Source organism: Paraburkholderia sp. JPY465, from assembly GCF_050436725.1.
GTDB lineage: Bacteria > Pseudomonadota > Gammaproteobacteria > Burkholderiales > Burkholderiaceae > Paraburkholderia > Paraburkholderia youngii.
In genome coordinates this window covers 3,198,717-3,211,674 of the sequence record NZ_JBNDMT010000003.1, presented here as the reverse complement: position 1 = coordinate 3,211,674, position 12,958 = coordinate 3,198,717, and the positions used below count along the sequence as shown (strand labels likewise).

The 12,958-nt window shown below is 65.2% G+C and carries 10 protein-coding genes; 1 reads left to right on the top strand and 9 read right to left on the bottom strand.

Going from position 1 to position 12,958, the window contains the following annotated elements; all coding sequences use genetic code 11:
• Nucleotides 1–172: 172 nt before the first annotated feature.
• The 4 genes from QFZ94_RS29450 to QFZ94_RS29435 all read right to left on the bottom strand — a co-directional run bounded on the left by QFZ94_RS29450 (nucleotide 173) and on the right by QFZ94_RS29435 (nucleotide 4,587).
• Nucleotides 173–1,564: an amino acid permease gene (locus QFZ94_RS29450; protein ID WP_429461211.1), complete on the bottom strand. Its 1,392-nt coding sequence runs from the start codon at nucleotides 1,562–1,564 to the stop codon at nucleotides 173–175.
• Between the two features lie 302 nt (nucleotides 1,565–1,866).
• Nucleotides 1,867–2,523, bottom strand: a complete 657-nt coding sequence (gene rqpR, locus QFZ94_RS29445) for a response regulator transcription factor RqpR (protein ID WP_176109785.1) — start codon at nucleotides 2,521–2,523, stop codon at nucleotides 1,867–1,869.
• 10 nt (nucleotides 2,524–2,533) lie between these two features.
• The gene (locus QFZ94_RS29440) at nucleotides 2,534–3,418 is read right to left on the bottom strand and encodes a sensor histidine kinase (protein WP_429461209.1); all 885 of its coding nucleotides are present in this window, start codon (nucleotides 3,416–3,418) and stop codon (nucleotides 2,534–2,536) included.
• A 398-nt stretch (nucleotides 3,419–3,816) separates the two neighbouring features.
• A complete protein-coding gene (locus tag QFZ94_RS29435) occupies nucleotides 3,817–4,587 on the bottom strand; it encodes a ferredoxin--NADP reductase (RefSeq protein WP_018436901.1) in 771 nt (256 codons plus the stop codon).
• Between the two features lie 605 nt (nucleotides 4,588–5,192).
• Here QFZ94_RS29435 and QFZ94_RS29430 point away from each other — a divergent pair.
• Nucleotides 5,193–6,329 carry a hypothetical protein gene (locus QFZ94_RS29430; protein ID WP_429461953.1) on the top strand — a complete coding sequence of 379 codons (1,137 nt, stop codon included), beginning with the start codon at nucleotides 5,193–5,195 and terminating at the stop codon, nucleotides 6,327–6,329.
• A 187-nt stretch (nucleotides 6,330–6,516) separates the two neighbouring features.
• Here QFZ94_RS29430 and QFZ94_RS29425 read toward each other — a convergent pair whose 3' ends face one another.
• From QFZ94_RS29425 to QFZ94_RS29405, 5 genes are all read right to left on the bottom strand, one after another.
• Nucleotides 6,517–7,473: an ABC transporter permease gene (locus QFZ94_RS29425; RefSeq protein ID WP_429461207.1), complete on the bottom strand. Its 957-nt coding sequence runs from the start codon at nucleotides 7,471–7,473 to the stop codon at nucleotides 6,517–6,519.
• Between the two features lie 23 nt (nucleotides 7,474–7,496).
• The gene (locus QFZ94_RS29420) at nucleotides 7,497–8,477 is read right to left on the bottom strand and encodes an ABC transporter permease (protein ID WP_410850752.1); all 981 of its coding nucleotides are present in this window, start codon (nucleotides 8,475–8,477) and stop codon (nucleotides 7,497–7,499) included.
• 61 nt (nucleotides 8,478–8,538) lie between these two features.
• Complete coding sequence (locus QFZ94_RS29415; RefSeq protein WP_429461951.1) at nucleotides 8,539–10,104, bottom strand: sugar ABC transporter ATP-binding protein; 1,566 nt, start codon at nucleotides 10,102–10,104, stop codon at nucleotides 8,539–8,541.
• Nucleotides 10,105–10,429: 325 nt separating this feature from the next.
• A complete protein-coding gene (locus QFZ94_RS29410; RefSeq protein WP_429461205.1) occupies nucleotides 10,430–11,449 on the bottom strand; it encodes an ABC transporter substrate-binding protein in 1,020 nt (339 codons plus the stop codon).
• Between the two features lie 172 nt (nucleotides 11,450–11,621).
• Nucleotides 11,622–12,674, bottom strand: coding sequence for a LacI family DNA-binding transcriptional regulator (locus QFZ94_RS29405; RefSeq protein ID WP_429461203.1), 1,053 nt, complete (start codon nucleotides 12,672–12,674; stop codon nucleotides 11,622–11,624).
• Between the last annotated feature and the right edge of the window lie 284 nt (nucleotides 12,675–12,958).

Genomic DNA, 12,958 nt, shown 5'->3' with positions numbered 1-12,958 from the left:
GTGTCGGCGCGCGCGAGCGCACGTAGAGAAGATGGGGGCCACGGAACGGGACGCCGCAAAGACAAGCGCCCCGTCTGCAGGGCATGACGGGGCGCTTCGATAGATCAGCGGAAAGCGATGCCGCGCTCGCGAGCATTCAGCTCATTGGCGCGGCCTCGTCGAAAACGGCGCTTTACTTTGCCAGTTTCGAATGACGGCGCGAGTAGCCGAAATAGACGACCATGCCGATCGCGAGCCAGATCAGGAACGCGCCCCACGTGATGCCTTGCAGGTTCAGCATCAGGAACAGGCACGATGCGACCGCGAGCACCGGCACGACCGGTACGCCCGGGCAACGGAACGCGCGCGGCAGCTCGGGGTGGGTCTTGCGCAGCACGAGCACCGCGATCGACACCATCGAGAATGCCGCGAGCGTGCCGATATTGATCAGTTCAGCCAACACATTGAGCGGCACCAGCGCGCCGATCAGGCCGAAGAAGATGCCGACGAGCCACGTTGTGAAGAACGGCGTCGCGAAGCGCGCATGCACTTTCGACAGCTTCGCGGGCAGCAGGCCGTCGCGCGACATCGCGAAGATCACGCGCGTCTGACCGTAGGCCATCACGAGAATCACGGTCAGCATGCCGAGCACGGCGCCGAGGTCGATGAAGCCCGCGACCCAGTTTTGCCCCGCGAGCTGCAGCGCGTACGACACCGGGTGCGAAATGCCCATGAACTTCTCGGACGGCACGATGCCGGTGACGACCGCGGCCACGGCCACGTACAGCACCGCGCACACGCCGAGCGACGCGATGATGCCGATCGGCAGATCGCGCTTCGGGTTCTTCACCTCTTCCGCCGCCGACGACACCGAGTCGAAGCCGATGAACGCGAAGAACATCACCGCGGCCGCGCCGAACACGCCGCTCCAGCCGTGCGGCATGAACGGGTGCCAGTTGGCCGGCGTGACGTGAAACACGCCGACGCCGATCACCAGCAGAACGACCACGACCTTGATCGCCACCATGATGTTGTTGATGCGCGCGGATTCGCGCACACCGACCGACAGCAGCGTGGTGATCGCCATCATCACGAGGAAGGCGGGCAGGTTGAACAGCGTTTCCTGTCCGGGGACGGCGCCGGGGGCCGCGGTCAGCGCCATCGGCAGCGACACGCCGAAGCCCGACAGCAGCGACTGCAGATAGCCGGACCAGCCGACCGACACCGCCGAGGTCGCGAGGCCGTACTCGAGCATCAGGTCCCAGCCGATGATCCACGCGGCCAGCTCGCCGAGCGTCGCGTACGAGTACGTGTAGATCGAACCGGCGACCGGAATCGTCGATGCGAATTCGGCATAGGCGAGCGCGGCGAAGCCGCAGGCGATCGCCGCGATCACGAACGAGATCATCAGCGCGGGGCCGGCCTGCAAGGCGCCCGTGCCGGTCAGCACGAAGATGCCGGTGCCGATGATCGCGCCGACGCCGAGGAAAGTCAGGTCGAGTGCGCCGAGCGCCTTTTTCAGGCCGGCGGTCTGAGCGCTCGCCGCAAGCATGTGCTCGACGCTCTTTTTGCGAAACAGGGACATTGGCGTGGGTCTCCAGTGGTGCACGCGTGTTGCGCGCCGAATGTCGGGAAAACCCGCAATTCTAGCGGATGCGTGCCACTGGGCCGGTTCAAGGCGGCACTTCGTGGATTAGGGCGATGGGCGGAAACTCCCGCCAGGAGGGGGCTTCGGCGTGGTCTTGCGGTGCCGCGAGCCGGCGGCAGTCAAGCTTTCACTGAATAGCCGATGGACGGGGACGGAATTTCTTCGTTTGCGTCGGCGCCGCGGTCGGGTCGGGCGACTGCGGCACAAGGCCGCAGGCACGGGAGGTGGCGCTTGCTCGCCTAGCCGGCCATCGCGGGATTCAGATCGACGAGGCGGTTGCTCATCACATAGAACGTGAGCTCGGCGTTGTTGCGCAGCTTCATCTTGTCCAGCAGCCGCGTGCGGTACACGCTGACCGTCTTCACCGACAGCGACAGCGTGGCCGCGATATCGGTGAGCCGTTTGCCCGACGCGAGCATGCACAGCGTCTGGTACTCGCGATCGGACAGCTTTTCGTGCGGCAACTGCTCGCCGTCGAACGACACGTAGTCGGCGAGCGCCTCGGCCATCTCGGGGCTCACGTACTTGCGGCCCGCGGCGACCTGCTGGATTGCGCCGATCATCTGCGCGGCGTCGACCGTCTTCGACAGATAGCCGGACGCGCCGGCCTTGAGCGCGCGCACCGCGTACTGGTCCTCGCGGTACATCGAGAACATCAGCACCGCGACGCGCGGCGCCTTGCGCTTAAGGCGCTTGAGCACCTCGACGCCATTCATGTCGGGCAGCGAGATATCGAGCAGCACCACGTCGAAGCTGTGATGGACGACCGAGTCGAGCGCTTCGGAGCCGCTTTGCGCCTCGGCGACCTCGCGCGCGACGCCGCGATCGAGCAGCAGCTGGCGAACGCCTTGGCGGACCACCGCGTGATCTTCGACGATCAGGATGCGCAGGCTCATGGTCGCGTGCTCACGATTGCAGCGCGCGCCGGGCGGCGCGCGAGGCGGTGGCTGCCAACAGCGCGTGCCACGCGAAGCGGGCCTGGATCAAGGTGCCGCGCGGGGCGACGGCGCCGTTGCTGCGAGTGCCGCCGTCCTCGCCGCGACCAACCCGCGCGCGCCGCGCGCCGACCCGCAACGTGCCGTCGAATGCGGCGCAGCGCGCCTGCATGCCGGCGAGGCCGAAATGAGCGCCTGGTTCTTTCTGGCCACCGCGTTCGCGCGCGCCGCGCGGCAGGCCGATGCCGTCGTCGCTGACGATGAGCCTCAGATGACGCGCACCCGTTTCGAGGCGCACATCGGCGCAACTCGCGCGTGCGTGCTTCGCGACGTTGTTCAGTGCTTCCTGCGCGACGCGGAACACGGCGAGCGCGGCATCGGCGGGCAGGCGCGCAAGGCGCGCGTCGTCGGTGCAGGCGAAGGTGGTGCGCAAGCCGGTGCGCGTGGAGAAGTCGCGCACCCAGCACTTCAGTGCGCCGGCGAGGCCCGTCTCGAACGACGGCGCGTGCAGTTGCGCGATGGCCTCGCGGCTCGCCGCGTGCACGGCGTCGAGCGAACGGTTCGCGACTGCCAGCGCGGCCGCGCATTGCGGCGGCGCGTCGGCGGGCAGCCAGGTTTCGATGCCGGCGAGCGCGAAGCGCGTCGCGGTCAGCTCGGCGCCGACGCCGTCGTGCAACTCGCGCGCGACGTGGCGGCGTACGCTTTCCTGCGCGTCGACCAGTTCGGCCGACAGCTCGCGCACCCGCGCGCGCAGCCGCTCGATCTCGCGCGCGGCGTGCGACGGCATGTCGAAGCCATCACGCTGGGCGGCCGAGGCCAGCGCAGCGTTGAACGGGACGGCAGTCGACGTATCCATGAATTTCCCTCTCAGGAAGCGGAGTGGACAGCGAAGCGGGCGCGCAGACGAAATCAGCGCCTACGAATCACGAGGTTTCGCGTCGGATGAAACACGATGGCCCAACGTAACGAAATTTACATTCAGTAACAACTCGGGTTGACGATGTTCAGTGCATGAATTCGCCTGATCTCGCGGCGCGATGATATCCCAAAAAGATTAAAAAAGCAGTCGCACCAAGGGTTAGCGCGTGGTTTGTAGAAATTACTTGATGTTTGTCATGCGTCCGCCGTGTCAGAGGAATTCTGACAGCGAAGGTGATTTAGCGGGGGGCAATTTGTAACGGAGCAACAAAAAAGGAGCCCGGAGGCTCCTTTTGTGGAATTCGCGGCGCGTGGGCCGCGAGAGGGAATGACGGTTTAGCCGACGAAGGCCTTTTCGACCACGTAATGACCCGGCTCGTTGTTGCTGCCTTCCTTGAAACCGGCGTCTTCGAGCAGCTTGCGCGTGTCGCGCAGCATGTGCGGGCTGCCGCACAGCATGACGCGGTCGTTCTCGAGCGAGAAACCCGGCACGCCGAGGTCGGCGAACAGCTTTTCGGTTTCGATCAGCTCGGTGATGCGGCCGCGGTTCTGGAACGCTTCGCGCGTGACGGTCGGGTAGTACAGCAGCTTTTCCTGCACGAGCTCGCCGAGGTGTTCATGCGCCGGCAGGTGCTCGGTGATGTATTCCTTGTACGCGAGTTCGTCGACGAAACGGCAGGTGTGCGTGAGCACCACGCGCTCGTAGCGGTCGTAAATGTCCGGATCCTTGATGATCGACATGAACGGCGCGAGGCCCGTGCCAGTGGACAGCAGCCACAGCGTCTTGCCCGGCAGCAGGTTATCGGCCACCAGCGTGCCGACCGGCTTCTTGCCGATCAGCACTTCGTCGCCGACCTTCAGATGCTGCAGACGCGACGTGAGCGGACCATCCTGCACCTTGATGCTGAGAAATTCGAGGTGTTCTTCGTAGTTCGCACTCGCGAGGCTGTAGGCGCGCAGCAGCGGCTTGCCGTCGACCTGCAGGCCGACCATCGTGAACTGGCCGTTTTCGAAGCGGAACGACGGATCGCGCGTGCAGGTGAAGCTGAAAAGCGTATCGGTCCAGTGATGGACGCTCAGGACGGTTTGTGAATTCAGGTTGCTCATGGCTTCTTGGATAGTGCGAAAACAAAGGCGGCCAGTCGTCTGAGCCGGCCGGCACGGCAAGGGCGATGCTGCGCTGATCCGTGGTCGGGACTCCCGCGCAATCCAGCATTTTACCGTGCCCGCCGGGCGGGGCCGCAGCGCGGCGCTCGAGCGTGGTAAAGCGGGTTGCCAAACCGGGAAGCGGCGGCGCCGGCTTGCTGGCGCCGCGAAGTACGTTGGCGTGAGTGCGGCCGTGCTTCAGCGGGGTACGGCGATTCGGCGAACGCCGCGCAGGGCGGCTGCCATTGGCTGTCCGGCAGGCGTGAAAGCAACGCGCCGCGTGGGCAACAATTTCAAGATGATACCCAAACGCGGCGTGCGCTGCAGCATTGACCTTGCTAGTAAGGCTGGCAAATGGGGCGGAACCGTCCCGGCGCCATCGGGATCGCCTCGCGTTCGGCTACCGGTTGCACGGCGCGATTTTTGGGGGAATACGCCTTACGTCACCTCGTTTACGCAGGACGCGAGTCGCGCGAAGCAAGGCAGTGCGGTGGGCTGCGCGACTCGTCCTGGCGGCTGCGACCGCCCCTGCGAGTAGGAGGTGTCAAATGGAAACTTCTCGTGCGATGTCTGCATTCGGTTCATATGCAGACTTCAACGGATTGGTGATACGGGCACGCGCATCGCGCCGCTTACGTCGTGCGGTGTGTCGAGCCGGTCTGCTGGTTTTATCGTTGGGGGCGGTCGGGGCCGGGGCGCAGCAGGTGATTTTGCCGCCGCAGTCCGTGACCTCGTCGACCGTTCCGTCCAACGGGGATGTCAATCCGTATGGCATGGCGTTCGTGCCTTTCGGCGTGCCGTCCTGGAGCATGCTCAAACCCGGCGATGTGGTGGTGTCGAACTTCAATGCGCAGTCGAACCTGCAGGGAACCGGTACGACGATCGTCAAGCTCGTGTCCAATAGCAATCCGGTGACCTTCTTCCAGGGAAGCAATCTCGGCCTCACGACGGCGCTCGCGGTGCTCCGAAGTGGCTTCGTGCTGGTGGGCAATGTGCCGACAACGGATGGCAAGAACGTCGTCCCTCCGGGCTCGCTGCTCGTCATCAATCCGCAAGGCGGGCTCGTCACGGAACTGAAAGATAAGAAGCTGCTGGACGGCCCCTGGGATCTCACCGTGATCGACGGGGGGCAATTCGTCCGGGTCTTCGTCTCCGATGTGCTGAACGGAAAGGTCGCGCGGATCGATCTTGCGATCGGGGAGAACGGCGTTCAGATGCTGCCTAGCTCGACCATCATCGCCTCAGGCTATCTGCACCGCACCGATCCGGCGGCACTGGTGGTCGGCCCGACCGGACTGGCATACGACCCAACTCATGACGTGCTGTACGTCGCCTCGACCGGTGACAACGCGGTGTTCGCCATCTATGGCGCCGCGGGCGCGAATCACGATGGCGGCGTCGGCCGGATGATTTACCAGGACAACAAGCATCTGCACGGTCCGCTTGCGCTGGCACTCGCACCCAACGGGCATCTCATCACCGCAAACGGCGACGCGGTCAACCCCGACCCGAATCAGCCCAGCGAAATCGTCGAGTTCACCGTCGACGGACAATTCGTCGCCCAATTGCAGGTCGATCCTTCGCCGGGCTCGGCGTTCGGCCTCGCCTTCGGCCTCGATAGCAACCGCCACCTGCAGTTCACGGCGGTGGACGACGCCACCAACACCGCGACGGTCTGGACGTTGCGCACGAACAATCAATAAGGAAACCGAGGACGACGATCGGGGACGTCCTGACGCGTCGGGGACACGTCACGGTCACACGGTTTCACGGCGGGTCTATCGGTACACAGATATGGGTCGGGGGCGGCGATTGTAGCGGCAAGCCTCAGTCAAATAAGCAAAATCTGTCCGATGGCATCGATGACGCCAATTCGCGGGTGCTGCTTGCTCACGCCGCCGCCGCCCGCCTTTTTTCACGCTGTTTCAACACGCGCGCCTGCAGCACGATCACGAGCAGAAGGAACACGCCGCGAATCACCGATTGCCAGTACGCGGACAGACTGATGAAGCCGAGCCCGTTCTCGAAGTTCAGCAGATTGAACACGAGGCCGAGCAGCAGCACGCCGGCGATCGTCATCGCGACGGAACCTTCGCCGCCGGTCAGCAGCGTGCCACCGAGCACGACCGCCGAGATCGCGAACAGCTCCCAGCCGACGCCTTCGTTCGGCTGCCCCGCGCCGAACTGCGCGGCGAGAATCACGCCCGCCATGCCGGCGAGCAGCCCGCTGACCGCATAGGCCATCACCAGCGTGCGGTCGACGTTCAGCCCCATCAGCCGCGCGGCCTCTTCGCTGCCGCCGATCGCGAGCGAGTGCCGCCCGAAGCGCGTGCTGCGCAGCGCGAGCCAGCCGGCCACCGCGGCGACCAGTGCGACCAGTCCCGGAATCGGTAATCCAAACAGGTCGCCCTGACCGAAGTTGCCGAAGTTCGAATCGGCCGCGATCGAGACCGCGTCGTTCTTGCCCAGCAACAGCGCGACGCCGTGCGCGCCGAGGCTCGTCGCGAGCGTGACGATGAACGGCAGGATCTTGAGCCGCGTGATGATGATGCCGTTCAGCACGCCGACCGCGAGGCCGGCCACGCAGCCCGCCAGCACCGCGACCCAGCCGCCGTAGACGCTCGTCAGCGCGGCGACCACGCTCGCGAGCGCCGCGACCGTGCCGACCGACAGATCGATGCCGCCCGTGATGATCACGAAGGCCATGCCGATCGAGATCAGCGCGAACATCGAGTTGTAGCGCCAGAACGATGTGATGTTGTACGCCGAGCCGAAGTGGTCATAGCGCACGAGGCCAAACACGACGAGCGCCGCGAGCGCGAGCAGGATGGGAAGATTCTTTTTCATCGCATCGGATCCGCAAAAGGTTGTCAGCGCGAGCGCCGCTGCACATAGACCGCCGCGACGATGATGCCGGCCTTCACGACGAGCGCGGCCGCATCGGGAATGCCGTGCGCGAGCAGCGTATAGCGCAGCAACTGGATGATCAGCGCGCCGATCAGCGTGCCGCCGATATACGCCTTGCCACCCGTCAGCGCGGTACCGCCGACCGCGACCGCCGCGATCGCATCGAGTTCGACGCCCAGCCCCACGACGTTCGCGTCCGACGACGAATTCACCGAGATCGAGATCAGCCCCGCGAGGCCCGCGAGCGCCGCGCACAGCGTGTACGCGATCATCTTGACGGCAGCGGTCGGCACGCCGCACAAATACGCGGCTTTCTCGTTGCCGCCGGTGATCAGCAGATACTGGCCGAACAGCGTCTTGCGCACGACCCACACGAATACGCCGACCAGCGCGAGCATCAGCAGCACCTGGAACGGCACGCCCGCGATCTTGCCGAGCGCGATCCATTGAAAGGCTGGCGTGTTGAACGCTTGCAGGCTGCCGTCGGTGACGACCTGCGCGATGCCGCGTCCGGCGATGAACAGCACGAGCGTCGCGACGATCGGCTGCACCGATAATCGCGTGACGAGCAGGCCGTTGAACACACCGCACAGGGCGGCCGCCAACACCGGCAGCACGAACGCGAGCGCGATGCCGAGCGGTCCCGCGATGTTAAGGAACAGCATCGGCGCGAGCGCGCCCGCAATCGCCATCGACGCGCCCACCGACAGATCGATGCCGCCGGTCGCCACGACCAGCGTCATGCCGATGCCGACGATCACGATCGTCACGACCTGCGTCATGTTCACGTTGAAGGTCTGCAGCGACCAGAAGTGCGGCGTGAAGATCAGGTTGAACAGCACCATCCCGAGCAGCACGATCACTTCGCGCTGCATCGCGAGATGGCGCCACTTCTGCACGGTGCTCGCGGACCGTGCGGGCGGCGTATCGGTCGATTGCATCATGGTGTCGGCGCCCTGCGCAGCGGCTGCCGGCGCCTCGCCGCGCAGCGGATTGGAATGCAGCTTAAGCGCCATGACGGTCGCCCTCCAGCGCGTCTTCGATGTGTGCCGATCGCGCGGCTTGCGCGAGCGCCGATTGACCCTCGCTGCCGTAGGCGATCGCATCCATGATCGCGGTCTCGCTCATCTCGGCTCCGTTCAGTTCGGCGACCGTGCGGCCGTCGCGGATCACCACCGCACGGTCGGCGACCGCGGTCAGCTCTTCGAGCTCGGAGGCCGACAGCAGCACCGCGAGCCCCGCGTCGCGCAACTCGCGCACGATCTTCGCGACGTCGGCTTTCGCGCCGACGTCGATGCCGCGCGTCGGCTCGTCGAGCAGCAGCAGCGCGGGTTCGGCCGCAAGCCAGCGCGCGAGCAGCACTTTCTGCTGATTGCCGCCTGACAGTTCGCGGATCGGCTGATCGGCCGAGCGCAGCTTGATGCCGAGCGACGCGATGAAGCGATCGACGATCGCCTGCTGCTTCTTCACGTCGACGATGCCGTTCTTCGCGAGCGTGCGCAGGCAGACCAGCGTCAGGTTGTCGCGCACCGACAGTTCGGGGACGATGCCTTCGCCCTTGCGGTCTTCGGTCAGGTACGCGAGGCCGCGCGCGATGGCGTCCTGCGGCGATTTCAGCGCGACCGTCTCGCCGTCGATCGCGAGCGAGCCTTGCGCCAGCGGATCGGCGCCGAACATCAGCCGCATCGTTTCGGTGCGGCCCGAGCCAAGCAGGCCGGCCAGACCCACCGCCTCGCCCGCGTGCACGTCGAGCGATACGCCGTTGACCTTTGGCGGCGCGCCGAGCTGCGTAGCGCCGATCACCTGCTTGCCGCGCTTCGCGAGATTCGCTTCGCGCGCGGCCGGCTCGTCCTGCACGACCGCGGCGAGCGAGCGGCCGAGCATCGTGGTGACGAGCTGCAGCTTGTCCATCTCGGCCATCGTGCTTTGCGCGACCGTCTGGCCGTCGCGCATCACGGTCACGCGATCGCACAGCGCGTACAACTCGTCGAGCCGGTGCGACACGAAGATCACCGCGCGGCCGTCGTCGCGCAGCTTGCGCACGACGGTAAACAGCAGCTCGACTTCGCGCTCGTCGAGCGACGACGTCGACTCGTCCATGATCACCATCTTCGCGTCCGACGAAACCGCGCGCGCAAGCGCCACCATCTGCTGGATCGCGGTCGAGTATCGGCCGACCGGCTTTTTCGCGTCGATCTGCAAACCGAACGAATCGAGCAGCGCAGCCGCGCGCTGCTGCACCGTGCGCCAGTCGATCAGACCGAAGCGGCGCGGCTCGCGGCCCAGAAAGATGTTTTCCGCGACCGAGCGGAGCGGCACCAGGTTGATCTCCTGGTAGATCGTGCTGATGCCCGCTTCGCGCGCCTGCTTCGGCGTGCGGAAATCGACCTCGCGGCCTTCGAACCGCACGCTGCCCGTGCCGCGCCGATAGGCGCCGGTCAGGATCTTGATCATTGTCGATTTGCCGGCGCCGTTCTGGCCGATCAGTGCGTGCACTTCGCCGGCTGCCACGCTCAGATTCGCGCCGCGCAACGCGGGCACGCCGCCGAAGCTGATGCCGATGTCCTGCATCTCGAGCAGCGGCGAACGGGAATGGGGGGAGGGTGGCGTCTCTTTGCCAGATTCCGTCACGGGAGTTCTCCTGATGCGGATGCTGCCGATATTGCCGACTGCGCTGTTGCTGGCGACGCGGTCAAGCCGCTCCAGCGCGCCCGGCCCATGTTACGCCCGCATAAAAGCGAAGCGACGGTCCGTCGGTCACGGGCGCGTCGCTTCGAAGCCTTCCGGCCACCCGCCCGACGAGGAGACATTCATAGAAGGCGGGTGACTTCCTGCTACAACGCTGAAGGGAGTGCCCGGGAACATACCGCCCCGGGGCACATCCCGATGCTTGCGATCAATAGCCGTACTGCATGTTCTGCTGCACGTTTTCCTTGTCGTAGAAGCGGTCGGATACCTTGACCCAGGTCGGGATTTTTTCGCCCTTCGCATAGCGCTGCGCGACGTCGCACGCGAGCGGGCCGAAGAACGGGCTCGATTGCACGCTCGCGCCGAGCTCACCCGCCGCGATCGCGTCCATGCCGCCCTTGGTGCCATCGATCGTGACGATCTGGATGTCCTTGCCCGGCTGCTTGCCGGCCGCCTTGATCGCGGCGATCGCGCCGAGCGCCATTTCGTCGTTGTGCGCGTACACGGCGGTCACGTCCGGATGCGCCTGCAACAGCGTTTCCATCACCTTGCGGCCGGTGTCGCGCGCGAAGTCGCCGCTTTGCGACGCGATGATCGTCATGCCGGTATTCTTCGCGATCACTTCGTCGAAGCCCTTCTTGCGATCGTTCGCGGCCGACGCACCCGTCGTGCCTTCCAGCTCGATGATCTTCGCCTTGCCGCCCGTCGCCTTGACCAGCCAGTCGGCGGCGCGGTGACCCTGATCGATGAAGTCCGAGCCGATGAACGTGATGTAGTCGCGGCCCGCCTTCGCGACCGACTGGTCGACGTTGCGGTCGACGAGGATCACCGGAATGCCGGCCTTCTTCGCCTGCAGCACGACCGGCGCGAGCGGTTTTTCTTCACGAGGCGGGAATACCAGCAGATCGACGTGCTGGGCGATCATGCTTTGAATGTCGGAGACCTGTTTGGAGTTGGAGCCGTTGGCGTCGGTCATCACGACCTGCCAGCCGCACTTCGCGGCGATGTCCTTGAAGCTCCTGGTTTCCGCGAGACGCCACGGGTTGTTGCTTTCAGTCTGCGCGAAGCCGACCTTCAACGGGGTCTTGGTCGCGAGCTTCGGCAACGCGTCGTCGGCATGCGCGGCCACCGCGCCGACACCGATTGCCAGAGCCAGCAGCGAAGCTGCGAGCGGACGAATCTGCTGCTTGCGCGCGTGCATGCGCGACTGCGTAATGAGCGACGCCATGTCTTCCTCCAGTAACCGGTGGACGGTGTATTTTTTGTGCTGCTCGGGATTGTCTTTGCCCAGCCGGGGACCCGGCGCTGTTTCAACGGCGAGGATGCGGTTGGCTATGACCCACCGGTGCGCGTTCTTCCCGACCCGACGTGCCGATTATTCCACTCGGAATTATTATCGGTCAATCACTAATAATATTAATTGTCGCCGGTTTCGCCTCGGTAATTACCCTGACCGAGGCGCGTTCGACCAGTGGTCCGTCGAGCTTCACCGTGCGATGGCGCACCGGTGCGCCGGCCGCGCGGTTGTGCTCTTCCTGCAGCAGCGTCTCGACGGCCCAGCGGCCGAGTTCGTAGTTGGGCAGCACCACCGTCGACAGCGGCGGGTGTGTGTGACGCGCGATTTCCTGGTCGTCGTAGCCGAGCACCGACACGTCCTCGGGCACGCGCAAGCCGAGTTGCTTGAGCGCCTCGATCGCGCCGATCGCGGTCAGGTCGTTCGCGCAGAAGATCGCGGTGGGTGGATTGGCTTCGCGCATCAGCGACAGCGTTAGCTCGAAGCCGAGGCCCGAACTCCAGTCGCCGTCGCGCACCAACTCGGGTGCGAACGGCAGATCGGCGGTCGCGAGCGCGGTGCGGTAGCCCTTCAGCCGGTCTTTCGCGGCGTCCTGCCACGGTTCGCCGTTGATGTAGCCGATGCGCCGGTGGCCGGCTTGCAGCAGATACTCGGTCGCCAGATGGCCGCCCGCGACCTCGGCCGGCACCACCGACGAAAACGTGGTGTCGCCGGTGTAGCAGTTCAGCAGCACGGTCGGCACCTGCGACAGCGCGGCCGGCGGCGCGACCTTGCGCGTGTAGACGGTCGCGTGGATCACGCCGAATACGTGCGGATTGGTGAGAACAGTATCGAGTACCTGCTTTTCGATGTCGGCGTTGCCGTGCGTCGAGTAGACCGCGAGCATCTTGCCGCTCGCGTATGCAGCGTCGCGCGCGCCGTCGATGTTGACGACAGGATGAGGGCTCGTCGAGATTTCGTCGGCCAGATAGACGATCAGATTGCGCTCGTCGCTCGATGCCGCGACCGGTTCGCGCAGCGACAGCCGGTAGCCGAGGTCGTGCGCGGCTTTCAGCACCTTATTGCGGGTTGTCTCGGAGAATTTCGCGCCGGCCGCGTTGTTGAGCACGAGCGAGACGGTGGATTGCGACACGCCGGTGAGCTTGGCGATGTCGGTCATGGTGGGACGGCGTTGAGTCGATTTTTTCATTGTGCGGGCCGCGTTGAGGCGGCGCTGAAGCAGGGGAATGCCAGTGGCATCATGCTGCTGACGGTACCACTAATAATATGCGCGCGGCAACGCGCGCTAACCCGCCATTTGGGAATTGAGCTTACGCTCCGTTACTGCCCGTTTTTGAGCGACGTTATTACTAATAATATTGACCATTGGTGCGATGTCGTGCGATTCTCGCTCGGGGCGACTGCCGTAGTGCGCCGGCCGCGGGGTGCGCGGCACATCAAAGG

Coding starts and splice junctions, on each gene's coding strand:
- QFZ94_RS29450 (WP_429461211.1), bottom strand. CDS start 1,564: ATGTCCCTGTTTCGCAAAAAGAGCGTCGAGCACATGCTTGCGGCGAGC.
- rqpR (WP_176109785.1), bottom strand. CDS start 2,523: ATGAGCCTGCGCATCCTGATCGTCGAAGATCACGCGGTGGTCCGCCAA.
- QFZ94_RS29440 (WP_429461209.1), bottom strand. CDS start 3,418: ATGGATACGTCGACTGCCGTCCCGTTCAACGCTGCGCTGGCCTCGGCC.
- QFZ94_RS29435 (WP_018436901.1), bottom strand. CDS start 4,587: ATGAGCAACCTGAATTCACAAACCGTCCTGAGCGTCCATCACTGGACC.
- QFZ94_RS29430 (WP_429461953.1), top strand. CDS start 5,193: ATGTCTGCATTCGGTTCATATGCAGACTTCAACGGATTGGTGATACGG.
- QFZ94_RS29425 (WP_429461207.1), bottom strand. CDS start 7,473: ATGAAAAAGAATCTTCCCATCCTGCTCGCGCTCGCGGCGCTCGTCGTG.
- QFZ94_RS29420 (WP_410850752.1), bottom strand. CDS start 8,477: ATGATGCAATCGACCGATACGCCGCCCGCACGGTCCGCGAGCACCGTG.
- QFZ94_RS29415 (WP_429461951.1), bottom strand. CDS start 10,104: ATGCAGGACATCGGCATCAGCTTCGGCGGCGTGCCCGCGTTGCGCGGC.
- QFZ94_RS29410 (WP_429461205.1), bottom strand. CDS start 11,449: ATGGCGTCGCTCATTACGCAGTCGCGCATGCACGCGCGCAAGCAGCAG.
- QFZ94_RS29405 (WP_429461203.1), bottom strand. CDS start 12,674: ATGACCGACATCGCCAAGCTCACCGGCGTGTCGCAATCCACCGTCTCG.